Source organism: Psychrobacter sp. CX90, from assembly GCF_057396305.2.
The window spans coordinates 3,007,281-3,030,202 of record NZ_CM182008.1; the positions used below are offsets into that span (position 1 = coordinate 3,007,281).

General features: G+C 38.8%; 20 protein-coding genes. 10 read left to right on the top strand and 10 right to left on the bottom strand.

The features are described 5' to 3' along the window. Positions 1-135 precede the first annotated feature (135 nt). From paaD to AC2SLN_RS12025, 6 genes are all read right to left on the bottom strand, one after another. On the bottom strand, positions 136-627 hold the full coding sequence (gene paaD / locus AC2SLN_RS12000) for a 1,2-phenylacetyl-CoA epoxidase subunit PaaD (RefSeq protein WP_486530602.1): 492 nt from the start codon (positions 625-627) through the stop codon (positions 136-138). 15 nt (positions 628-642) lie between these two features. After that, a complete protein-coding gene (gene paaC / locus AC2SLN_RS12005; protein ID WP_486549893.1) occupies positions 643-1,401 on the bottom strand; it encodes a 1,2-phenylacetyl-CoA epoxidase subunit PaaC in 759 nt (252 codons plus the stop codon). 29 nt (positions 1,402-1,430) lie between these two features. Then, positions 1,431-1,712 (bottom strand): 1,2-phenylacetyl-CoA epoxidase subunit PaaB, encoded by a 282-nt coding sequence (gene paaB / locus AC2SLN_RS12010; protein ID WP_486530600.1) that lies wholly within the window; start codon positions 1,710-1,712, stop codon positions 1,431-1,433. A 297-nt stretch (positions 1,713-2,009) separates the two neighbouring features. After that, complete coding sequence (gene paaA, locus AC2SLN_RS12015) at positions 2,010-2,948, bottom strand: 1,2-phenylacetyl-CoA epoxidase subunit PaaA (protein WP_486549892.1); 939 nt, start codon at positions 2,946-2,948, stop codon at positions 2,010-2,012. Positions 2,949-3,159: 211 nt separating this feature from the next. Beyond that, complete coding sequence (locus tag AC2SLN_RS12020; protein ID WP_486530598.1) at positions 3,160-3,633, bottom strand: PaaI family thioesterase; 474 nt, start codon at positions 3,631-3,633, stop codon at positions 3,160-3,162. Beyond that, a complete protein-coding gene (locus AC2SLN_RS12025; RefSeq protein ID WP_486530597.1) occupies positions 3,633-4,433 on the bottom strand; it encodes an enoyl-CoA hydratase-related protein in 801 nt (266 codons plus the stop codon). The genes AC2SLN_RS12020 and AC2SLN_RS12025 overlap by 1 nt, the downstream gene beginning before the upstream one ends. A gap of 630 nt (positions 4,434-5,063) precedes the next feature. Here AC2SLN_RS12025 and paaN point away from each other — a divergent pair. The 5 genes from paaN (at position 5,064) to AC2SLN_RS12050 (ending at position 11,463) form a co-directional block, all read left to right on the top strand. Then, entirely contained in the window at positions 5,064-6,749 is a 1,686-nt protein-coding gene (gene paaN / locus AC2SLN_RS12030; protein WP_486530596.1) for a phenylacetic acid degradation protein PaaN, read from the top strand. Positions 6,750-7,065: 316 nt separating this feature from the next. Continuing rightward, positions 7,066-8,610 (top strand): 3-hydroxyacyl-CoA dehydrogenase NAD-binding domain-containing protein, encoded by a 1,545-nt coding sequence (locus tag AC2SLN_RS12035; protein WP_486549891.1) that lies wholly within the window; start codon positions 7,066-7,068, stop codon positions 8,608-8,610. Beyond that, on the top strand, positions 8,600-9,127 hold the full coding sequence (locus AC2SLN_RS12040) for a hotdog fold thioesterase (RefSeq protein ID WP_486549890.1): 528 nt from the start codon (positions 8,600-8,602) through the stop codon (positions 9,125-9,127). The genes AC2SLN_RS12035 and AC2SLN_RS12040 overlap by 11 nt, the downstream gene beginning before the upstream one ends. Before the next feature lie 39 nt (positions 9,128-9,166). Then, positions 9,167-10,453 carry a phenylacetate--CoA ligase family protein gene (locus tag AC2SLN_RS12045; RefSeq protein ID WP_486549888.1) on the top strand — a complete coding sequence of 429 codons (1,287 nt, stop codon included), beginning with the start codon at positions 9,167-9,169 and terminating at the stop codon, positions 10,451-10,453. A gap of 233 nt (positions 10,454-10,686) precedes the next feature. Further along, positions 10,687-11,463, top strand: a complete 777-nt coding sequence (locus tag AC2SLN_RS12050) for an enoyl-CoA hydratase/isomerase family protein (protein ID WP_486549887.1) — start codon at positions 10,687-10,689, stop codon at positions 11,461-11,463. A gap of 225 nt (positions 11,464-11,688) precedes the next feature. Here AC2SLN_RS12050 and AC2SLN_RS12055 read toward each other — a convergent pair whose 3' ends face one another. After that, positions 11,689-11,949, bottom strand: a complete 261-nt coding sequence (locus tag AC2SLN_RS12055) for a DUF1289 domain-containing protein (RefSeq protein ID WP_486549885.1) — start codon at positions 11,947-11,949, stop codon at positions 11,689-11,691. A gap of 345 nt (positions 11,950-12,294) precedes the next feature. On the opposite strand from AC2SLN_RS12055, the gene AC2SLN_RS12060 reads away from it, so the two are divergent. From AC2SLN_RS12060 to AC2SLN_RS12070, 3 genes are all read left to right on the top strand, one after another. Beyond that, complete coding sequence (locus AC2SLN_RS12060; RefSeq protein WP_486549884.1) at positions 12,295-12,993, top strand: YqiA/YcfP family alpha/beta fold hydrolase; 699 nt, start codon at positions 12,295-12,297, stop codon at positions 12,991-12,993. Positions 12,994-13,225: 232 nt separating this feature from the next. Beyond that, positions 13,226-15,115 carry a DNA topoisomerase IV subunit B gene (parE, locus tag AC2SLN_RS12065; protein WP_486549883.1) on the top strand — a complete coding sequence of 630 codons (1,890 nt, stop codon included), beginning with the start codon at positions 13,226-13,228 and terminating at the stop codon, positions 15,113-15,115. Positions 15,116-15,181: 66 nt separating this feature from the next. Then, positions 15,182-15,841 carry a lysophospholipid acyltransferase family protein gene (locus tag AC2SLN_RS12070; protein ID WP_486549881.1) on the top strand — a complete coding sequence of 220 codons (660 nt, stop codon included), beginning with the start codon at positions 15,182-15,184 and terminating at the stop codon, positions 15,839-15,841. A gap of 120 nt (positions 15,842-15,961) precedes the next feature. Here the strand turns inward: AC2SLN_RS12070 and AC2SLN_RS12075 are convergent, their stop codons facing one another. Together AC2SLN_RS12075 and AC2SLN_RS12080 are read right to left on the bottom strand one after the other, a co-directional pair. Continuing rightward, positions 15,962-16,663, bottom strand: coding sequence for an SDR family NAD(P)-dependent oxidoreductase (locus AC2SLN_RS12075; RefSeq protein WP_486549879.1), 702 nt, complete (start codon positions 16,661-16,663; stop codon positions 15,962-15,964). 305 nt (positions 16,664-16,968) lie between these two features. Continuing rightward, a complete protein-coding gene (locus AC2SLN_RS12080) occupies positions 16,969-18,519 on the bottom strand; it encodes a mechanosensitive ion channel (protein WP_486549877.1) in 1,551 nt (516 codons plus the stop codon). An 800-nt stretch (positions 18,520-19,319) separates the two neighbouring features. On the opposite strand from AC2SLN_RS12080, the gene bamJ reads away from it, so the two are divergent. After that, a complete protein-coding gene (bamJ, locus tag AC2SLN_RS12085; RefSeq protein ID WP_486549875.1) occupies positions 19,320-20,069 on the top strand; it encodes a BamJ family beta-barrel-assembly machinery protein in 750 nt (249 codons plus the stop codon). A gap of 267 nt (positions 20,070-20,336) precedes the next feature. Here the strand turns inward: bamJ and argA are convergent, their stop codons facing one another. After that, on the bottom strand, positions 20,337-21,665 hold the full coding sequence (argA, locus tag AC2SLN_RS12090; RefSeq protein WP_486549873.1) for an amino-acid N-acetyltransferase: 1,329 nt from the start codon (positions 21,663-21,665) through the stop codon (positions 20,337-20,339). Positions 21,666-21,981: 316 nt separating this feature from the next. Here argA and AC2SLN_RS12095 point away from each other — a divergent pair, with 316 nt between their 5' ends. Beyond that, on the top strand, positions 21,982-22,563 hold the full coding sequence (locus tag AC2SLN_RS12095; RefSeq protein ID WP_486549871.1) for a hypothetical protein: 582 nt from the start codon (positions 21,982-21,984) through the stop codon (positions 22,561-22,563). Positions 22,564-22,922 lie beyond the last annotated feature (359 nt).

Here is a 22,922-nt window from a genome sequence, read left to right on the forward strand (position 1 = left end):
TTTAATATGAGTCAATAGCGTTATGTGTAGATGAACTTGATTTTAAAAACTTGATTTTAAAAAAAAGAGAGGCGTAAGGGCCAGATCGTTCATCACTAACAATAAGCTGTCTATATAAAATGAGATTAATTAATCCTAATGGCATTTAAAATATTCAAATGGTTCCAGACATTCCAAGCAACGATAAAGCGATTTACAAGCAGTAGACCCAAAAGCGCTAACTACCTTAAATTGATTACTCCCACAATTGGGGCAGCGCTTAGGTTCATTATTATGGTCTGAAGTTGGAGGAGCAATCCCATAAGCTTCTAACTTTTCCAGAGCTTCAGGACTGATCCATTCAGTAGTCCAAGCTGGTATCAATTGTTCTTTTAGATTTGGTTTTGGGTAGCCCGCTTCTATTAAAGCGTTACTGACCATTTTTTTAATAGCTTCGGTTGCTGGACACCCAATATAAGTTGGTGTTAGGGTAATGGTAATAGAGCCCTCTGCTTCATCTATACTGACATCTCTAATAATGCCCAATTCATCCAACGTTAATACGGGCACCTCTGGATCGGGTACAGCTGCCAGTATCTTTTTAATTTCATCAATATCTAGCATAGGGGTCAGCTGAATTTTTGACATAGTAGGATTTACCATTTACCATTTAGCATTTGGGAATTCACGGCGTAATGCCTGCATTTCTGCGAGCAATATACCCAGCTTTTCGGTATGTAGACCCTCAATTCCGCCACGGTGGTGATATATTTCTTGTGGTAAAGTAAGATTTGCTTCATTAAGAAGCTCAGTCACATCAGCACGCCACTGTTTTTTAATCTCATCCATAGCGCCAATAATACCCAATTTTTGAGCAGATTTAATAATATCATCTTCTTCAAATAGCTCATTGGTATAAGCCCAGCAGTCATCAAGTGCTGCTTGTATTCTGCGATGGCTTTCATCAGTCCCATTACCTAAGCGCACTAGCCATGAGCGTTGGTGAGTATAGTGATACCTTACTTCTTTTAATGATTTGATAGAAATATCTCTAAAACTGTCGACTTCGCTCTTTTGCATAGAATGGTAGAGATACTTAAAATAAGTACTCACAAAAAAACCACGTAAGCAAGTGTAGCCAAAGTCGCCATTTTCGAGTTCAGCTAATAAGTAATTGCTATACTCGCGTTCATTACGGAAATAGGCTAACTGATCCTCATCTCTTTTCTGTTCATCATTTTGACTGGCAACACTTAGCCAAGCCATAGCTTGACCCAAGGTATCTAAGCCGATATTAGCCAATGCTAATTCTTCTTCAAGTGTTGGTGCTTTACCTACCCATTCACAATATCGCTGTGCCAATACAAGGGTTGTATCGCCTAGTCTTAGTGAATAATCAAAGTACGTTTTTTCAGGGTTCATAATGGTATCCATTGTTAAGTTTTCGTCAATTACATGTGGCCTACTTCGTCTGGTATTTTATAAAAGGTAGGATGACGATAAATCTTATCAACAGAAGGTTCAATAAATTTTTCTTGGTCTGCATAGTCTAAAGAAGTGATATCTTTTGATTTCACAACCCATATCGAGGTACCTTCATTACGACGAGTATATAAGTCACGGGCGTTTTGTAATGCCATTTCATCGTCTGTGGCATGTAGTGAACCAACGTGTTGATGAGATAACCCAGCTTTAGCTCTTATAAATACTTCATATAACTCGGACTGGCTCATTGCTAACTCCTTTAGCTATTATGTAGGGAGGGGATTTGTAGGGTTCTTAATCACATTAGGCTAAAGTCAAATTAAAATTCTGATGTGATCAATAGGCCTTTACTTTAATGAATATAATTAGTCAGTAATATTAAAAAATGATGCTATAGGATAAGATCCATAGCATCCACAAAGCCTTGGGCGTCAAAGCTAAGTGGTGTATTAGGCTCAGAACCTATAAGTAAATATTAACGACGCTTAATTCATCAGCATCAAATAATTAATACGACTTAGAAGATAGAAGGTTTAAGCAAAGGGCTAAGCAGCTTTTTTAGCATTTTGCTTTTCTTCATAAGCTAGGGCAGCGTCAACAGCCCATTGACCATCTTCTTGAGCTTTACGGCGTGCGTCCATTCTTGCTTTATTACAAGGGCCAAAGCCGCTAACAACTTGCTTAAACTCTTTCCAATCAATCTCGCCATGTTCATAATGACCTGTTTGTTTATTATATTTCAAGTCAGGATCGGGTATAGTCAGGCCTAAATAATCGGCTTGAGGTACAGTTATATCTATGAATTTCTGACGTAGCTCGTCATTCCCAAACCTTTTGATTTTCCACTGCATTGATTGTTCACCATTTGCAGAGTCACTATCATGAGGTCCAAACATCATCAATGCAGGCCACCAGAAACGATTCATGGAATCTTGAACCATCGCTTTTTGTTCAGGATCGCCGCTTTGTACCATTTCAGTGAGTAACTCATAGCCTTGACGTTGATGAAAAGACTCCTCTTTACAAATACGAACCATGGCACGTGCATAAGGGCCATATGAGGTTCGCTGTAAAGCAACTTGGTTAACAATAGCGGCGCCATCTACTAGCCAGCCAATCATGCCCATATCAGCCCAGCTTAAGGTCGGGTAGTTAAAGATAGATGAATATTTCATTTTTCCTTCAAGCATGGCATCAATTGTCGCCTGTCTATCTGCTCCCAAAGTTTCAGCAGCACAATAAAGGTACAGACCGTGACCCGCTTCATCCTGAATCTTAGCCATTAAGATAGATTTACGGCGTAATGAAGGAGCGCGAGTCAACCAGTTTGCTTCAGGTAACATACCGACAATTTCAGAATGAGCATGCTGTGAGATTTGGCGGATAAGGTTTTTCCGGTAAGCTTCTGGCATCCAATCTCTTGGCTCAATTTTTACTTCACGTTCAATTTTGTCTTCGAACTTACTCATTTCAGCTGTTGTCATGACGTACTCCTATTTGACTGATTACCTATCTAATTCAATAACTAGACGGTAATTACGAGTTAATTCATAAGCTAAAATAATGAATTTGAAACATTATGCTGCTTATGTATTAAATTCTTGATTCTAAATAATACTTTTGATTCTAAATAATCTTTAATGACATACTAATTTAAATTCTATAAATAAAATTCAATTAATTTAATAAGGTGGTCTAAGTATAGATGTAGCAAATGGTAGTTAAGGCACTTAATTTGCTTTCACTATCATATATTTCTACCTGCCCCCTAATGACTTTACTGCCCGCTCGTATAACTTTCGCTTCTATCGTAACTTTTTTGCTATCTTTACCATTATTTTCTATTCTAATAGGTCTTAAAAATTCAGTAGTTGAATTTAATGTGACAAACTCTTTTTCTTGGCCGACTTGAGCAATGACTGGAAAGATTAATAAGGTATCTGCTAATGCCATAATCGCTTGACCAGATAGCAATTTTATTGAATCGGGCCCTGGAATTTTCCGATATAAGTTTGGATTATGAGCCAGTTCGAAACGTGCTTTTTCTTCATTAAGCTCAACGACCTCTAAAGAGAAGTTATCTAATACCCATTGGGGTAAAACGTCATCTACTTGTTTTTCAAAAATATGACCATACTTGGCAAAAATCTCAGAATTAGCAGTAATCATTACTCTACATCACCCTTAAAGAACTTAGCAGGTCTCTTTTCTAAAAATGCTGTAACGCCCTCTTTATAATCATCGCTAAAGCCTGCTTCTCTTTGATATGTCGCTTCAAGTTTGAGTTGCTCATCAAGAGTATTGCTTGTCGCTTGATTCAAAGCATCAATAGTTAATTTGATGCCAAGTGCAGGTCCATAAACTAATGATCTGGCAAGCTTGAGGGCTTCTTCGCTTAAGCTCTCAGCATCATAAACCTTCCAGACCAGTCCGTAATTTAACGCCTCTTCAGCAGTTAAAGTTGCATTGGTTAGCACCAATGCTTTAGCACGACCGAGACCAAGTAAATTAACTAACTGCCACGTTAAGCCCGAGTCTGGAACCAAGCCAATCTTACCAAATGCCATGGCAAATTTACTTTTATCCGAACATAAAACGATGTCACACGCTAAAGCTATACCGATTCCTGCCCCTGCAGCCACACCATTCACCGATGCAATAATTGGCTTGCCTAGATTTTTCAGACGGTTGATTAAGGGGTTATAAAACTCAGTGATAGTTTGACCTAAATCATAAGTTTGAACACGAGGGTCTCTGTTACCTAAGTCTTGCCCAGCACAAAAAGCTTTACCCGCACCGGTAATAATGACAGCCCGGACATTGTCATTCGAGGCCACCTGATCGAGGGCGGAGGCAAGGGCAAGATGCATCTCTTCATTAAAAGAATTGAATTGTTTAGGACGGTTTAAAGTGATTGTCGCAATGCCGTCACAATAGGAGAGTTGAATAGTTTCTGATTCAATATTCATTATATTTTCAATCCTTTGAGTGTGGTGGGTAATACACGATTTTTAAATCCTGTTAAATAATCCATTACTTATATACTAGTATACTAGTTAAATTAATGAGAATTAACAAGGGGGAAAAAATCAAGCCACTAATAAAACTTTAGATATTTATAATATTTTATGGACATAGAATGACACGTTTATATTTTGTTAAGTATTGAGTTTTTAAGTGAATTTTATATTAGATTTGAGGTTTCAAAATCAATAAAAATTTTAATACAAACGGCATATCTGGAGTATAAGAAAAACTGTATTAATTAAGTAAATAAACACTTTATTCACATACTGTTTAATTAAACTAAATAATATTAATGTAAATTATCAATAAAATTATGGTCCTATATAAAATAAAGTCAGTGAGTTATTACAAGCCTTTCATATTTTAGGCACTTATCTTTAAACCTTATAGCGCATAATTTTACTATGAGTAGACAGCTCATTCATTGCAACATAATAAATTATGTAGTATGTTTTTTGAGCCAAGAATAACCTACGCTTAGGAAGCGCTTAGCACGTGTTGGTTATAGAAGTGATAAATAATGAGACTAACAACTAATATAAATAATGGATATTCACAAGGAGCAATAACAAATGTCAGAGCTATACAGTAAGCACAAGGAAACACTATTAAAAGCCCAAGAGGTCATAAAAACTCGCGAAGAATGGGCGGCTTTTCCAGAAATGCCCAGTGAAAAGTATCATGGTGAAGGTGCAAAACAAAAAGGCGAAGATGACTTTAATGCCTTACTAGGTAGCAAATACGAGTTTAAAGTGCCTATGCAGGATGCAAAGTATGTTGAGTGCCGCTCAACGTCTCCCTACGGCATTGATATGACTCTTGAATACCCTAAGCTTGAAAAAGAGATTTTATTATCGCGTTCTGCTGATGCCCAAAAAGAATGGCGAAAACTAGACTATCAAACGCGTCTTGGTATTTGTATGGAGATGCTAGACCGGTTGTTTCAAAAATCTTTATTAATGGTGCATAGTATCATGCATACGACAGGTCAACCTTATATGATGTCTTTTCAAGCAGGTAGCCCGCATGCTTTAGAGCGTGGTCTTGAAACTCTTGCTTATACTGCAACAGCTATTGAATCGACTTCTCCTACAACCAAGTGGGATAAAGTAACGGGCAAAGATAAAGAGGGTAACTTAATTTCCGTTAAGATGGATAAATCTTTTAAACCACGTGGTAAAGGTATTGGGGTGGTAATCGGTTGTGCGACATTCCCAACTTGGAATGGTTATCCCGGTCTTTTTGCAACTTTAGCGACTGGCAACAGTGCTATTGTTAAACCTTCAGATAGCGCCATTTTACCATTAGCAATCACTGTAGACGTGATGCGTGAAGTGCTACAAGAACAAAATGTCAATCCAGATGTTGTTCAACTTGCTATCTCTAATGGAGATAGAGCTTATACACAAGAAATTATTAAAGATAAGCGCATTAAGATGGTGGATTTCACTGGTGGAACGGCATTTGGTAATTGGCTTCAAGAGAACACTAATGGGGTTCAGTTGTACCTAGAGCAAGCTGGGCTTAACAACATTTTAATTGAGTCGACGGATAACTTTAGAGCGATGACCAGTAATATTGCTTTCTCATTATCGTTGTATTCTGGACAAATGTGTACAGCACCACAAAACATCTATATTCCTAAAGATGGTATTGAAACTGCAGATGGACATAAGAGCTTTGATGACGTTGCTAGTGGTATCGCTACTGGCATTGAGAAGCTATTGGGCGATGATAGACGTGCCTTTGCTTTAATGGGCGCATTGAATAGCGATGATGTCAATAAACGGGTTAATGAAAGTGCTCAAAGTGGTAAAACCTTTGTTCTCGGTATGGAAAAAGCAAACTTTGAGGCCTTCCCAAATGCTAAAACGGCCAAGCCACAACTTATTAAAGTGGGTCAAGATGATGCTGTCATTTATGAAGAGCAGTTTGGACCAATTGCCTATGTTATTGCCATTGATGATGCTCAAAGTGGTCTAGAGTTAGTGTGCGACAGTATTGAAGAACACGGGGCTATGACGACTGCTCTGTACAGTGTTCATGATGAATTCAAAAATAAGGCTATGGATGATATTGCGGATGCTGGCTCGCCGTTGTCTGTTAATCTAACTGGGGGTGTTTATGTTAACCAGTCGAGTGCATATTCAGACTTCCATGGTTCAGGTGTTAACCCTGCTGCCAATGTTTGCTTAACCGATTTAGGCTTTGTGGCACCGCGCTTTGGTTGGGTCACGGTACGTGAACAAACAAACTAATCTAACTCATGAATATTGACAGCCATTTCTAAACAATTATCAGTAAAAACCATGAGTAAAAGAGAACATTGAAATAGAAATTAAAGATAACTTAGGAGTTTTTAGATAGTCCTGATTATTTTCATCTGAGATAGTATGAACATAATTAGGACGAAATCTATAATTAATACGGACTTTAGCCCTAAATTTTATTTAGAAAAAGTGTCTCTTGCCTCCTAGTTTTATGGTTATTTTTATAGCGTATATACCGTAAATTACTAATAATTTATGCCAATAAATCTTCAAAATTTTCTCTTATACTTAACAAGGATGTTATATGAGTGATAAAGCACTTACCGTCGGTGTTATCGGCGCAGGTACAATGGGTCAGGGTATAGCTCAGCTAGCTCTCCAAGCAGGTCATAGCGTTATTCTAGTTGACCAGTCAAAGTCACAATTAGACAGTGCCAAAGCGTCACTTGATGCCTTATTTGCTAAATTTGTTTCTAAATCAAAAATCTCTCAGCAAGATAAAGACAGCTGGCTTAGCTCATTAACCCTAAGTAACAAAAATGATGCCTTGGCTAATGCTAAATTGGTTATTGAAGCTATTGTTGAAAAAATAGAAATCAAACAAGCCGTGTTTATGGAGCTTGAGTCAATTGTCAGTGACGATACTGTTTTAGCAACGAACACCTCTTCATTATCAGTAACAGAAATCGCTTCCTGTTTGGAAAAACCGCAACGATTTATTGGTTTACACTTCTTTAACCCACCTGGCATCATGCCGTTAGTCGAAGTGATTGAGGCACTACAAACCAGTCCTCAAACCACTCAATCTTGTATCGACTTAATGCAAGGTTGGGGCAAGACCCCCGTACGTTGTAAAAACACCCCTGGCTTTATCGTCAACCGAGTTGCTCGTCCATTTTATGTGGAGAGTTTTCGGCTCATTGAAGAGCAAATAACGACGCCAGCTCAACTTGACGCCAGTATTCGCAGTGCAGGGTTTAAAATGGGGCCTTGTGAGCTAACTGATTTCATAGGTCAAGATGTGAACTATGCGGTTAGCTGCTCACTATTCAATAGTTTGTTCTATCCTGCTCATTTACGTCCAAGTTATGTTCAAGGCAGCTTAGTAGAAGCCGGATTTCTGGGCCGGAAAAGCGGTAAAGGATTCTACGATTATAGCGAGGAAAATTCTTCAAATCAGCAAGACAAGAGCGGGGGATCTTCTTTATCACAGAATAATAATTATGCCTCTTTCGTAAGTTATGGCAGCCATTCGTGGGTGGATGAGCAAAAGCAAAGCCTATTAGACATGACTACTGACACATCCCCATCCCCCTCTGTGGCTATAGAGGTATCAAATCCCGAATGTTTGATCGGTGTACTAGAAAATAAGGTACATTTATATGCCTCTGATGGCCGCTTGGCTTCAGACTGGGAAGCTGAGCTCAATGTGCCGGTTATGTTGGCAGATATTAAGCATCCCGATAAAAAGTCTGCTACCGTTGCCATAGCTGCTGGTCCTAAAGCCAAAAAAGCCATGGCAAACCGTCTGCCAATGCCTTTAGGCAATATAGACTGGTCTTTAGTAGAGGACACACCTGGATTAATCAACTTGCGTGTCATCAGTATGATTATCAATGAGGCTGCACTATGCGCCACTCAAGGTATTGCTTCTCCTGAAGGCATCGATAGCGCGCTCAAAGGAGGTGTTAACTATCCTTTAGGCGCTTTTGAATGGCTAAATTTCATTGGCAAAGATGTGGTGGTTAATACGTTAACCACGCTGCGCCGACTATATGGTAGCGGTTGTTATACCGTACCTCGTCTTTTGCTACAGTCAAAAGAGGAGGAGGGGAGTCATGTCAAGTGACAGCGTGAGACAAAGTAGTTTGTTTATAAAAAAACCGTCTGTTGCGAACGATAATAGTAAGAACGCAACTGACTCTGATGCAACCCACTCTCCTGCAAACAAAATGGCATTTGATATTGCCGAAAAAATGCTGAATAACTGTGATTTCTCTTCTCATTTGGGCATTGAGCTTGTCGATGCGAAGGTTAACTATTCTGTTTGCAAAATGGTAGTAAAACCCGTTCATACCAATGGTCATGACACCTGTCATGGCGGGGCAATATTTAGTTTAGCGGATACGACGTTTGCGCATTTATGTAATGCTAGCAATCAAATTACAGTTGGACATATCTGCACGATTGCTTACTGGAAACCAGCGCATATTGGTGATGAGTTATATGCGTATGCCTATGAGTCTGGCGTATATGGTCGTTCAGGGTCATATCGAGTTGAAATAACTCGTGGTAAACAGGGTGAAATAGTGGCTGAATTTCAAGGGTTTAGCCGATCATTAAAAGGTCAGAGTCATTTTACATGATTCTAATGACTACTATTATATTTTAAAAAGGAATTTAAAATGAGTTTAGACTACTTTAACCGTATTGAAGTTGCTTCCCGTGACGAGATATCTGCTTTACAACTTAAACGTTTAAAGAATATTGTTAAACACGCCTATGAAAATAACGCATTCTGGAAGAACCATATGGCGAATTCAGATGTTCATCCAGAAGATATTAAATCTTTAGATGACCTCGCTAAGTTCCCTTTTATGGTTAAGAATGACTTTAGAGATAACTATCCCTTAAAGTTACTTTGTGTTGATCGAGGTGATGTGGTTAGATTGCATGGCTCGTCTGGAACGACTGGTAAGCCTACGATTGTTGCTTATACTAAAAATGATATCGAAATGTGGTCAGAAGCGGTGGCCCGATCTCTAGTCATAGCGGGAGTCACTCCCACCGATACGGTGCAAATTGCCTATGGCTATGGTTTATTTACTGGCGGTATGGGCGCCCATTATGGTGCCGAAAAGCTTGGATCTATGGTTATCCCCATTTCAGGTGGTATGACCAACCGTCAGATTCAAATTATTGAGGAACTTAAGCCTGAGGCTATGATGGTAACCCCGTCGTATATGGTTAATATAGCCGAAGCTATGGGAAAATTAGGGGTTGATCCTCGTAAGACCAGTATGCGCGTCGGTATATTTGGTGCAGAGCCTTGGACCAATGAGATGCGTGAACATATCGAAGAGTTGTTTGATATAGATGCTGTCGATATTTATGGGTTGTCTGAGGTTGTAGGGCCCGGTGTTGCTCAAGAAGCTGTTGCTAGTAAGGGTGGACTTACTATTTGGGAAGATTTATTCTATCCTGAAATTATTAATCCCGAAACTGGCGAAGTACTCCCTGATGGAGAGCAAGGCGAGTTAGTTATTACGACACTTGCGAAGGAAGCTATGCCTGTTATTCGTTATCGTACAGGTGATATTACTCGGATTATTCCTGGCGATGTACGTTCAATGCGTCGTATTGAAAAAATTACCGCACGTAATGACGACATGATTATCTTGCGTGGGGTTAATATTTATCCTTCGTTACTAGAAGAGCAGATTATGAAAGTTGCTGGTTTGTCTTCAAACTATCTCATTGAGCGTTATCGTATGGGCGCTATGGATCAATTGCGTATACGTGTCGAGCCTGTGGACGAAGATCAGGATGCTTCACGCTTAAAAAATGAACTTATCTATAAGATTAAGTCAACAATTGGGGCGACGGTTGATGTAAATATTGAGCCGTTAGGTGTATTACCTCGCTCTGAAGGTAAAGCAAAACGTGTGGTTGACTTACGCCGAAATCGATGAACTAACTTGCTATGATTGTTTTTTTGCAAGACAAGTCTGTGCTGCTATGAATTGCTATCCAATGATTTAAAAAGGCTTAGAGGTTACCTCATAAGCCTTTTTAAATAAGCCCTTTTAACTTTCGTTAATGTGGCCTATAGCACAAATGATTTTAATCAATAAGGACAAAACACACAACCCTCGGCATCTTAAGCCATTTTAATGAATACTCTAATGTGATGAAGAAGGTAGTTATGGAAGACAAGGATTTTTTAAAAGTTAAAGATTGTGGCAATCATATTTTTCAATTGGGACTTAATCGTCCTGAACGCAAAAATGCACTCAACACAGCGCTTGTGGTGCACTTAGCTGAAACCATTGAGTCACTAATATCAGATGAGTCAGCCAGAGTCATTATTATTCATGGATTAAATGGAGACTTTGCTGCTGGTGCAGATATTGATGAAATCGCAACCTTAACACCTAAACAAGCTCTACTGGATGCGAGAGTCAGCGCTTGGAGACGTATTAGGCAATGCCCCATTCCTTTGATAGCGGCAGTAGAAGGTTATTGCTTGGGGGGAGGTATGGAGCTTTTACTTTCGTGTGATTTTGCGTTAGCCCATAAAGAAGCTAAATTTGGCTTGCCTGAAGTTAAGCTAGGATTGATGCCAGGCGCTGGCGGCACTCAGATATTACCACGGCTCATTGGTAAGAATCGAGCCGCGAGAATGATATATAGCGGCGATATTATGTCAGCCTCAACTATGGTCGAATGGGGTGTGGTAACGGAGCTATGTGATGATAATGTGTTAGATATGGCTTTATCAATTGCTAAAAAAATAGCACGCAATGCTCCTTTTGCTATCAGTCAAGCTAAGCGATCACTGAATAACTCGGTGGAGATGGGTCTAGAGTCGGCTATGAACTATGAGCGTCAGACTTTTTCTATTTTAGCCTCGACAGAGGATAAGGTAGAAGGTATTGCTGCCTTTAAAGAGAAAAGGCATGCAAAGTTTTTAGGTAGATAGATGCAATTAACCTAATCTGGATAGTTAGTTATTTTACGACATGGTTTATTTATAATATTGAATCTACTATTGATTTCTGCTTAGAAATCAGCCTTTGTAGTAGGGTTAGTATACTGGCAACAAAGGTAATAACCGTTTAAGTCATTGATAGTTATTCATAAGCACAAATCAGATGGGGAGAGTGTTAAAAAACGCTTATTTTGCAGTCAGTTCACTTGAACGGATTCAAAATAACTCTCCCATTTCCCAATTTTCTTCAAAATCTAAATCCATTTGATCTTTTTGGCGCATGCGCATTTGTTCAACCCTTTTTTTTCGGCCAACAATAAGTCTTAAAACCTCTCGCTTTTCCTCATTGCTCATCTTTAGCCATAACTGTCTTTCCGTACGATGACGTAGGCATCCAAAACAATAGCCCTTTTTATTGCTTTGACAGACGCCAATGCATGGGTTTTCAATCTCGAAGAGTTCAATTTGATTAGGCATAGGGAGAATAAGGGGTCATAATTTGATTGATTTTATCATGTTTTTTTTCATGATAACCTTACTCAGTGTGTTTGTTAAGATATAGTTGCATGCATTGAAAGCGCCTACAGTCACAGCAATTTAAACACCCTACAACGAATCCGAGGGTAAGCTATAAAGTAGTATGGCTAGTGAGGGTAATACTGCTAGTAAGGGTTCCAATGTAGTAGTTTAACATTGGACGGACTATATATTGTCAATCTCCATAAATATCCTTAATGCTATAATCAGGATACTCTCTGGGAACCAAGGCCTTGTAGCGAACCTAGAACACCTTGGCTATAGATATTGATATAGGAATATACCATGAAAATTATATACATCCATGGGTTGGACAGCTCTGCTCAGTCCGTTAAAGGACAGTTGCTAGAGCAGTTTTGCAAAAGTTATTACCCTAATGTTGATGTGTTACGCCCTGATTTAAACGTAGCCCCCGCAAAGGTGTTGAAAAAATTATGCAATTATGTGAAAGATAGAGAAGGTAAAGGCACCTTGTTTATGGGCAGTTCACTGGGTGGCTATTTTGCCAGTTTAATTAGTAATAAGACTGGAACTCCGGCAGTATTATTGAACCCTAGCACCCAACCCCACCTAAGTTTAAAAAGATTTATAGATAGTCATGAGCTGCGTTTAGATTCAGATTTAGGTTCATTTGCAGAGCCTGATTTTGATCCTGATAGAAAGTCAAAGTCAGATAATAAAAATGCCCATACTGTTATTTATCAGACCTCTGGTGGCTGGGATATGACTTATGCAGATATACAATGGTTCAATGAGCATAAGCTTGACAGCATGATGTATCCTGAAAAAGTGCTTGTGGTTATTAAAGAAAATGATGAGTTACTCAACTCAAAAATTGCCATTGATTTTTATAGCGGGCAAGGCGCTAAGGTCATCGTACAAAAAGGGGGAGACCATCGCATGACGGATTTTGCAGAACAGCTTCCTTTAATCTTCGAGCATTTAGCGCCGCTAATGAACAATGAGGGTTTGATAAATAGATAATTCAAACGACACTGTGTGTCGTAATCTAAAATTCAATCCCAATAATAGTAACCAGATTGGGTATAATAAACGCTCAAATAGAACGCAGACCCAGTTATGTTGGTTAACAGATAAATAGATAAGACTAATCCGAGTAAAATCTATCGACTAGTGATACCGTCAGATACTTAGAGCGAGTTTGAAAGCAAAGCTGCATCTCAGCTCGCGGAGTATAGGCCTAAGGATAATAATAGTGAGTCAGTACACCACCCAAAATCTCGAAGTCTTAGAAGGGCTTGAACCAGTTCGTCGTCGTCCAGGTATGTATACCGATACGACAAGACCCAACCATCTTGCACAAGAGGTCATTGATAACTCTGTTGATGAGGCACTTGCAGGTTATGCAAAATCAATTAAAGTGCAACTTTATGAAGATGGATCGTTGTCTGTTGAAGATGATGGTCGTGGGATGCCTACAGATATCCATCCGGAGTTTGGTCAAACTGGTATTGAGTTGATTCTAACTCGTCTACATGCAGGAGGTAAGTTTACAACGGATAACTATCAAGTTTCTGGTGGACTTCATGGTGTTGGTATATCTGTTGTGAATGCACTTTCAAAGCGTGTAGAAGTCACTGTCTGGCGGGACGGATCTCAATTTGATATTACTTTTGAAAATGGTGCCCCAACAACTGATTTAGTAGAGTCTGTCAGTTCAAATAAGCGCAAAAGGGGTACCAAAGTAAGGTTTTGGGTAGATGGGTCTTTTTTTGATTCGCCCAATTTTAGTGTTAAACAGTTAAAACATAACTTAAAAGCGAAGGCTGTCCTGTCGGCGGGATTGTCCATTGAGTTTGTTGATGATATTAATAATGATAAAGTAATTTGGCAATTTTCTGATGGGGTTGTGGAATATTTAAATGAGCAGCTTGATGGTTTAGAAACCTTGCCCCCAGAGCCATTTTATTATACTTATGACGCTAAAAAAGGGGAGCGAGCAGGCGTTACTTTTGCCTTGTCTTGGCTGCCTGAGGGTGGCACGCCCATCCAAGAAAGTTATGTCAATCTTATCCCGACTGCACAAGGTGGTACGCATGTTAATGGGTTTCGCACTGGTATTTTAGAGGCGTTACGTGAGTTTTGTGATATTCATAACTTATTGCCTCGCAATGTCAAACTTACAGGTGAGGATGTTTGGGATGGGGTTAATTACATTCTTTCACTAAAGTTTAGTGAGCCTCAATTTTCTGGGCAAACTAAAGAGCGATTGTCTAGTAGAGAAGCCGCCGCTGCTGTGCAGGCTCAAGCCAAAGATGCGTTTAGCCTATGGTTAAACCAGAATGCAGAATTGGGCACACAGATTGCGGAAATGGCGATATCGAAAGCAGGTAGACGACTTAAGTCTTCTAAAAAAGTAGCACGTAAAAAAATCACTCAAGGTCCTGCACTCCCTGGAAAATTAGCGGATTGTCGAGGCGGCGTCCGAGATGGCGCAGAGCTGTTTTTGGTTGAAGGCGATTCAGCTGGCGGAAGTGCTAAACAAGCTCGAGATCGCCATTTTCAGGCAATATTGCCATTACGGGGTAAGATTTTAAATACTTGGGAAGTATCACCCGATACGGTACTTTCGAGTCGTGAAATTCATGATATAGCGATTGCAATTGGTGTTGATCCAGTTTCAGATGATTTGTCCGAACTGCGCTATGATAAAATTTGTATCTTAGCGGATGCCGACTCAGATGGGTTGCACATTGCCACCCTTATTTGTGCGCTATTCGTCAAACACTTTCCAGCCATTGTGGACGCAGGTCACTTATTTGTAGCGATGCCACCACTTTATCGTATTGATATTGGCAAAGAAGTGCACTATGCTCTTGATGAGAGTGAGCTTGAACATATTTTAGCGAATATAACAGGCAATAAAAAAGCCCAAATCACTCGATTTAAAGGCTTGGGCGAAATGAGCGCTGAGCAGTTACGTGAAACAACGATGAGCCCTGATACGCGCAGGCTAGTACAACTAGATATGGATGATATGCAGCTCACCAATAGTATGATGGATATGTTACTTGCTAAGAAGCGTGCTTCAGACCGTAAGTCATGGCTTGAAAGGAAAGGCGATTTGGCCGAAATTATGGTGTGATTATCAAGCTTTCATCATTAAATTTAGGGTTGTATAGAGTAAAATGAACCGTGGGAATAAAGGGTGATGCCTAAGCTATCAGACGCTACAGTATTTAATAGAAGACAAGTAATAACCTATAAATCTATCGGAGAGAAGGTTCCTCGACGTGGCGGGATAATAGCACCCCCTATTGGACGATTTATTTTTAAGTTAATGGGCTGGAAAGTAGTAGGAACTATTCCTAATGTGCCAAAGGCTGTATTAATTTGTCTGCCGCACACATCAAATTTTGATGGTGTTTACACCATTCCGCTGGTTTTAGGGCTTGATCTTGACATCAAGCTTTTAGGCAAAGAGAGCTTGTTTAAATATCCGGTTCTCTCCACGTTTTTTAAATGGGCAGGTATTATCGCAATAAATCGAGGTAAGCAAGGTACTGTTTTACAAGCCAGTATTGATCGTTTTAACTCTAGTGAGGCGTTGTATTTAGGCTTAGCGCCTGAAGGAACGAGAGAGTATACTGATAAATGGAAAACTGGTTTCTACTACATTGCTGAAGGAGCGAATGTTCCTATTATTCCTGTGGCTATGGACTATAAGACGAAAGAAGTACGGTTTATGTCCCCTTTAGAACCAACTGGCAATATAGATGCGGATTTAGCTAAAATAGTAGAACAGTATAAAGGAGTTGTACCAAAACATCCTGAAAGGCTGTCAAAGCCTTTGCAGGATATAAACTCTTAGGATATAGATAAGACAGCTAAAGCAAGCTAAAACCTGATTAAAATATTTTATGAAAAAATGCTTGCTCAAGTAGGGTCTTTCAGACGTAAAAATGCTTTTTCCAGCAATCTTAAGGTTGATTTACAGCGTTGAGTGGTTAATACTCACGCCACCATCCACAGGCAAAGTCACACCAGTAATTATATCTGCATCTTCACTGGCTAAGAAAGTTACAGCCGCAGCGATATCCTCAGAATTCGCCAATCTGCCTAATGGGCTTCGAGCTAAAAACCTTTGGATTTTATCGTCCGCACTCGGATCATGGGAACGCATATCCTCAAGGGTCACGCTTGGGCTAACCGCATTTACCCGAACACCGTACGCCCCATTTTCCCTCGCTAAAGACTGGGTTAGGTTGGATACGCTATGAATAGCTTCATTATAAGTAGCCATATTCCAGTCATTTATCATACTTGATAGTGAGGGAACGTTGACAATAGTTCCTTTTGACTTAATAAGCTCTGGTAGAGTTACTTGACAGACGTCAAAATTACTATTCAAGTTAACTAGTACATCAATTTTTTCATATTTTTTAATCACATGTTCGACTAAAGCTTGAAGCTGGCTTATCTCGTTAATATCACATGTGATTGTCAGATGGGGCTCAGCATGTATCCAAGTCGTATCAACAGGAAGTTGTTCTGCTGTATTTTCCATAAAGTCTCTATCTAGACCTACTAAAATCACAATCGCCCCTTCAAAGGCAAATCTTAAGGCAGTTGCGTGTCCAATTGCAGAATCCGCTCCTGCAATAATGACTATTTTATCTTTGAATCGTTTCATAGGTAATATCCTTGTGAGTGCTTAGCTATAAATATAGTTCATTATCTCTGATTTTGACAATAGCAGATTTTGATAATAATAGAGGGTATGACAATGATAAGCGGTAAAAATTACGTAAACTTTCATAGACCTTTCATAGACATTGGCAGATTCGTATAGGTATACACTTATTAAGGCCTATAATCTATTAGGTATATAAAATTGACCTACTAAAAAAGGCAGCCCTAAGGCTACCTTTTTGAAGTTAGCTAAATGTATCGCTTTAAAACGGACACACTGAGCAAACAGCCAATTATAGAGTTCAGTTATAAGTTGTTATCAGAGTTAAACGTGTCATCGGAAGGTAATGTACCTGATGTTGACAGTGGTAACGTTTCTTCAGATTTAACAACTGGTTTCTTTTCTTCAGCATCGCATTTATCTTGCATTTTGCGCAAGAAACGAGCGGCAGCTTCTTGGCCACCAAGACCAAAGGATAGAGCAAAAGCAACCGCAACCGCACCCAATGTAAGGCCAAAAGCAAGGTTAACAATTGAATCAGCAATACCCATTGCTTTAAGGCCCATTGCAAGTACTAGACCCATGATAAGGACACGTACAATATTTGCTAGGAATTGAGAGCCTTTATCAGAGCGTTCAACCACACCTGCAATAATATTAGCTAGCCAGAAACCAATGAACAGAATAATCGCACCTAAAATAATGTCTGCACCAAAGGCTATAAACATAGTAATAATGGCACTGATCTGTTCAAAACCTAATAAATCAGCCGCAAGAATAGCAGCGAACAACATGGCAAAGAAAATAATAGCATAGCCCACAAGGTCTGATACTTTAGTAGTACCCAATGCGCTTTGTAAGCCAACTTTAGCAGGCAAGGCATTAACAGTTGTGTTCTCTAATAATCCCTTAATCACGTTAGCTACCATCTTCATGATAAAGTAGGTAATGATTAATATAGCGGCTGCCGTAAATATATTAGGCAGTGCATTCATAATCTTGTTCAGCATATTGGTAGCTGGACGAGAAATGACTTCAATATTTAGGGTGTCTAATGAGATAATTGTCGTTGGGATAATGATCATTAAGAACGCAAGCGAGCCTGCAATATTAGGTAGGCTATTTTCACGGTTGTTACTAATGCCTGCTTTTTCTGCAAATCCCTGAAGGTTTAAGCTGGCGACCATATTGGTAACAATACCACGAATGATTTTAGCAACTATGAGGCCGACAAAGAAGACAACACCAGCCATAAAGATATTAGGTAAGAAACTAATCGCTTTATTTAGCATGTTGGTTAGAGGAGCAAATAACCCATCTAACTCTAATTTGCCCAATACCATCACTAAAACAAATAATAAGATTACCCAGTAAACCATATCAGCGATAGTACCACTCATTGGCTGAACGCCAGCTTCCGCGCTTAACTTTTCATCAAGTGATGTTTTTGATAAAGCAGCATTAATTGCTGTACGAGCAATAGTCGCTACTACCCAACCAATCACACCGACTATTACAGCACCAATCAAAGTGGGTATAAACGACAGTACACCGTCAATCATGTTGGCAAACGGTGCAGATATAGCATTTAAGCTCAACATGCTCAATGCCCCAGATATGGCCATTAAGAAAACAAACCAAAATACCACTTTTGAAATGATATTTTCGATGTCGTATGTTTTACCCGTTGATGAGTTCATACGTTGGTTTAGATTCATACGAGAAAGAAGGTTACGAACAACACCGCCTAAAGCCATTGCAACTAACCAACCAATAACGAAAACAAGTACGGCGGCAATAATTGAACCTATTGGCCCACCAAGATTGTTATTAAACCAAACAAACATGTTGTCCATGTTGTTTCTCCTGTAATAAGTACATGTAATGAGTACAAAAAATTGATGATTAAAATCCGGGTAATAAGAAATTCAAGTTCTAGATTGAAGATAAACCTGTAAACAACTACTTTTATAATAACAAATTGAAGCAATAAACTAGAAATATTCTTTCTTGTACATCTATAGTTTTTATCAGTGATAACCTCTGTGATTTAAATAGTTAAGTTGGCCTTCTATAGCACAGGCTGGTTTAAATCCTATCACTTAATATTTAAATTGGCAGTACCAATCAATCTAAAATCAATCTAAATAAGTATCAATGGCATTGATAATGACTAGTACCCGAGTAACAGATAGTTTATAACGACACTCTAGCGGATTAATTCCCAATAATAAACACCTAAACATTAATTATTGCTTAATAAGTGTATATAGTTGTTACATTAGCTTAAATTTTTAACAAAATATATACATTAAATTTAACAGTTAACCTACTGTAGTGGTTATCTAATATCTATTTTGGTACTATCAACTATCGAGTCATTATAAATTTATGTATGTGAACTATTATATTTCTGAACTATTATAAGTGTAAGTAGTATTTATTAATTTTTTATTAATATGCTTAACTATTGAGTGTGATCTAAAACTATCTACCGCGTTTTAAGAGAATTATTTAGTGTACTTACCAGACAATCATTTATTATTAATTATGTTTACTGCAAACTTGTAATAATCACTAGATTATTCAATGAATACAATCAATTTACGATAGTTGATTTAAATTACCTTATTTTAATTAAAAAGAGATTTTGTACATGAAAAAATTCATAGCCCCTAAAGTTCTTTCAGTTGCTTTAATAAGCGTTTTAGCAGTTGGTTGTGCTAATAATGGTAATAAAGCTGAGAAAGCGGGTTCAGTGTCCACGGTTAACGAACAAAGTAGTGAGCTTGAAAAAGTCGGCTATAGCATTGGCTATATGATGGCTAAAGGCAATAAAGACATAGTTGATGACCTTAACCTTGATACTTTTGAACTGGGATTTCGTGATGCTTATGCTGATAAAGAAGCCGCACTGACTGAAGAACAAATGCAAGAAGTGGTTACTACTTACCAAGAAAAGAAACAAATTGAGATGATGGAGAAGATGCAAGAAAAAGCGGCTGCTAATAAAGAGGAAGGTCAAAAGTTTCTCGCTGAAAATGCTAAAAAGGAAGGGGTTAAAACCACAGAGTCTGGTTTACAGTACAAAGTCATTAAAGCAGGTACCGGTAAAGCAGTTAGTGAAAACGATATGGTAAAAGTTAACTACGAGGGTAAGCTTATTGATGGTACTGTTTTTGATAGCTCATATGAACGTGAAGAGCCAGCTATATTTGCAGTTCAACAAATGATACCTGGATTTGCTGAGGGCTTGGGTTTAATGAAAGAAGGCGGGGAGTATGAACTTTATATCCCTTCTGATTTAGCCTATGGTGAAACAGGCAATCCTGCTATTGATCCGAACAGTACGTTGATTTTTAAAGTAGAGATGTTGGAAGTTAATCCTGAAATGCCAAAACAGTAAGTTAATGGCTAAGTCATAAATTAAGATTAGCATCTTGTTCTCAAAACTGCCTGATTTTAGAAAGGGTTGATTTACTTTGTTTCTCTATCTATTTTATTTTGTTAAGGGTAGTCACTTTAAGATATTTCATTACAAAGTATGGATGTAGAATCATTAAAGCCACATTAGTAAATTCGGGTTAGTAAAGTTCAGAATTGAGAAAGTTAGTATTAAAAAAGCCCTGCATTTAGCGATGCAAGGCTTTTTTTATTAAGAATGGGGTAAGTGTCAAAGATTTTTTCTGAAAACTTTTGAGTTTCGCCCATTGTGATATGCGGTACGGCGAGGCTCTGGTAAAGTATCGGCTGAGACCTCTTCGAACCCTTGCTCAATAAACCAATGTGAGGTGCGTGTGGTTAATGCAAAAAGAGTGTGACGGCCATGACTGCGGGCTTGTTGTTCTAAAAAAGCCAGTAAATCTGCGCCACGGCTACCATTTCGGTAGTCAGGATGTATGGCTATTGAGGCTACCTCTGCAGAGTCATTATCTAGAGGGTACAATGCAGCACATCCTAATACCATACCATCCCGCTCAATGACACTATAGCTATCTATTTCCTGCTCTAGACGTTCTTGTGAACGTTGTACTAATATACCTTGTTGCTCAAGCGGGCTAAGTAGCTCAATAAGTCCAATGATATCATCGATAGTTGCACGCCGAATTTCTTCATATGGGTCGTGACTAATTAATGTCCCTGAACCATCTCGTGTAAATAGCTCTTCAAGCAAGGCGCCATCTTTAGCATAGGATATGATGTGAGTACGATGAATGCCTTGGCGACACGCCTGACTTGCACAGTGTAAAAAATAGTATATTTCACGATCTAAATCACGGTCGCGCAAGAAGCGATCTACCTCATTTGGTATCATGGCGTGCAGTAGGCGACCTTCTTCATTAATGCCATCCTCACTGCCTAAGAATATGAGTTTATCTGCATTTAAAGCAACAGCGGCATTTAAAGCAACGTCTTCGCCTAATAGATTAAATACTTCGCCGGTTGCAGAGTAACCCATAGAGCCTAAGATGACCATATGGTTATGCAATAGGTTGTTTCTTATTGCTTCTACATCGATTGAGCGGACTTCCCCTGTCATTTGATAATCGACACCGTCTCGAACACCGTAAGGTCTTGCGGTAACAAAGTTACCAGATACGGCATCAATACGTGACCCGTACATAGGCGAATTGGCAAGCCCCATAGAAAGCTGAGCTTCGATTTGAAGGCGAATAGCGCCGACTGCCTCTAAAATACAAGGCAGTGCCTCGCGAGGGGTAACTCGAATGTCGTTATGAAGCGGAGATTCTAAGTTTAGCCCTTGTTTTTCGAGGTTTTTCTGAATTTGAGGCCGCGCTCCATGTACCAGTACCAGTTTAATCCCTAAACTATGCAGTAGTGCAAAGTCGTGAATTAAATTTTTGAAATTAGGATGGTTGACAGCTTCGCCGCCAAACATGATAACAAATGTTTTGCCTCGATGGGTATTAATATAGGGAGCAGAGTTGCGAAACCAATGAACATAGTCAGTTGTAGTTTGTGGCATAGCAGTATCAATCATATAAACATCAAATTAGGCTTTAAGAAGAGAAAGTAACGCTTTTACGATAGCAAAAAATGCCATGTTGAGCTATCTTTATTTTACCAGTAAAGACAGTTAAACGGACTTAATACAGATAATTTATTAATTTTATTGCATACTATGAACCAATATTTCATATTTATTCTTCGCAAATGTGATTATTATGAATAATTGTATGGTTAACCATTTTTAAGTGGCTTATTAGAAAATAGTTTGACTATAGTTCATTTGCACAACTTGAAACGCGTAGATAAAATTTATTGATCATTTTAAATATAATAAGGAATAAAGCTTTATGAAAGCATTAGATGTCTTTAGCACGTCAAAGGTTGCTTCTAAATTAACAGGTCGGGCATTAATGGTGCTGGCATGTGGTGTCAGTATGAGTGCACAGGCAATATTGCCAACTCCAGAACCAGAATTAGACAATCCAACAAGCGCCAGTAATGCACAGATGGTGGAAGATGGTACCAGATCCGAGGCAACAAATGTTTCGACAAAAACGGTAGCTGCGTTAGTCAGTACAGATGCTCAAGGCAACCCAACATTGATGCCAATTGATTCAAGTACACGTCTACGTCAGGGTAATGTCATTGAATATCATACCTATATTACCAATACCAGTGCGGATCGTATGCGCTCTATGACGGTCACAATGAGCATCCCTGATCAGGTTAAACTGCTAGGCGATATCTCACCTAAGAATGCTTTTGCCAGTATTGATGGTAATACGTTTAGTCGTACACCGTTACGTACCCGTATAAATGGTCAAGTACAAGATTTACCACTGGAATACTATAAACATTTACGCTGGACACTTGAAGGACTAGGTATTAATGAAACAGCCGTCGTTAAATATCGTACGGTAGTCCGTTAGTTAGTAATTTAGTTAGATTAATGCGATGCTTTTAAAGCCCCTGTAATAGTGTTTATGAATGGAATAAAAAAGGGGCTAAAGTAAGCGAATGCAAGCGTACTTTGACACTGTATTAATCTATTGTTTAATGCCCTAATATTTGTATTAAATCTTTTTTACTAAGCCCATTTTTACTAAGCCCACTGTCTCTATTAAGATAGTGGGCTTTTGTATGATATTAATTTAAGTGATGGGTTGAACCCGCTAAGTTTGACGACTATAAGCTTTGTACTATTAAGCTTTTCGTAAATAGTTACTAAATAGACTAATGTCATTAAGGTTTAACAAAGTTTAGATAGTCTGACCAGATATTTTGTGTT

What these genes read in the sequence shown, in the direction of transcription:
- AC2SLN_RS12080 (WP_486549877.1), bottom strand. Translation starts at nt 18,519, where the DNA reads ATGGACAACATGTTTGTTTGGTTTAATAACAATCTTGGTGGGCCAATA.
- AC2SLN_RS12020 (WP_486530598.1), bottom strand. Translation starts at nt 3,633, where the DNA reads ATGATTACTGCTAATTCTGAGATTTTTGCCAAGTATGGTCATATTTTT.
- AC2SLN_RS12045 (WP_486549888.1), top strand. Translation starts at nt 9,167, where the DNA reads ATGAGTTTAGACTACTTTAACCGTATTGAAGTTGCTTCCCGTGACGAG.
- AC2SLN_RS12050 (WP_486549887.1), top strand. Translation starts at nt 10,687, where the DNA reads ATGGAAGACAAGGATTTTTTAAAAGTTAAAGATTGTGGCAATCATATT.
- AC2SLN_RS12025 (WP_486530597.1), bottom strand. Translation starts at nt 4,433, where the DNA reads ATGAATATTGAATCAGAAACTATTCAACTCTCCTATTGTGACGGCATT.
- paaC (WP_486549893.1), bottom strand. Translation starts at nt 1,401, where the DNA reads ATGAACCCTGAAAAAACGTACTTTGATTATTCACTAAGACTAGGCGAT.
- AC2SLN_RS12055 (WP_486549885.1), bottom strand. Translation starts at nt 11,949, where the DNA reads ATGCCTAATCAAATTGAACTCTTCGAGATTGAAAACCCATGCATTGGC.
- AC2SLN_RS12060 (WP_486549884.1), top strand. Translation starts at nt 12,295, where the DNA reads ATGAAAATTATATACATCCATGGGTTGGACAGCTCTGCTCAGTCCGTT.
- paaD (WP_486530602.1), bottom strand. Translation starts at nt 627, where the DNA reads ATGTCAAAAATTCAGCTGACCCCTATGCTAGATATTGATGAAATTAAA.
- AC2SLN_RS12070 (WP_486549881.1), top strand. Translation starts at nt 15,182, where the DNA reads ATGCCTAAGCTATCAGACGCTACAGTATTTAATAGAAGACAAGTAATA.
- argA (WP_486549873.1), bottom strand. Translation starts at nt 21,665, where the DNA reads ATGATTGATACTGCTATGCCACAAACTACAACTGACTATGTTCATTGG.
- AC2SLN_RS12095 (WP_486549871.1), top strand. Translation starts at nt 21,982, where the DNA reads ATGAAAGCATTAGATGTCTTTAGCACGTCAAAGGTTGCTTCTAAATTA.
- paaA (WP_486549892.1), bottom strand. Translation starts at nt 2,948, where the DNA reads ATGACAACAGCTGAAATGAGTAAGTTCGAAGACAAAATTGAACGTGAA.
- paaN (WP_486530596.1), top strand. Translation starts at nt 5,064, where the DNA reads ATGTCAGAGCTATACAGTAAGCACAAGGAAACACTATTAAAAGCCCAA.
- AC2SLN_RS12035 (WP_486549891.1), top strand. Translation starts at nt 7,066, where the DNA reads ATGAGTGATAAAGCACTTACCGTCGGTGTTATCGGCGCAGGTACAATG.
- bamJ (WP_486549875.1), top strand. Translation starts at nt 19,320, where the DNA reads ATGAAAAAATTCATAGCCCCTAAAGTTCTTTCAGTTGCTTTAATAAGC.
- AC2SLN_RS12040 (WP_486549890.1), top strand. Translation starts at nt 8,600, where the DNA reads ATGTCAAGTGACAGCGTGAGACAAAGTAGTTTGTTTATAAAAAAACCG.
- paaB (WP_486530600.1), bottom strand. Translation starts at nt 1,712, where the DNA reads ATGAGCCAGTCCGAGTTATATGAAGTATTTATAAGAGCTAAAGCTGGG.
- AC2SLN_RS12075 (WP_486549879.1), bottom strand. Translation starts at nt 16,663, where the DNA reads ATGAAACGATTCAAAGATAAAATAGTCATTATTGCAGGAGCGGATTCT.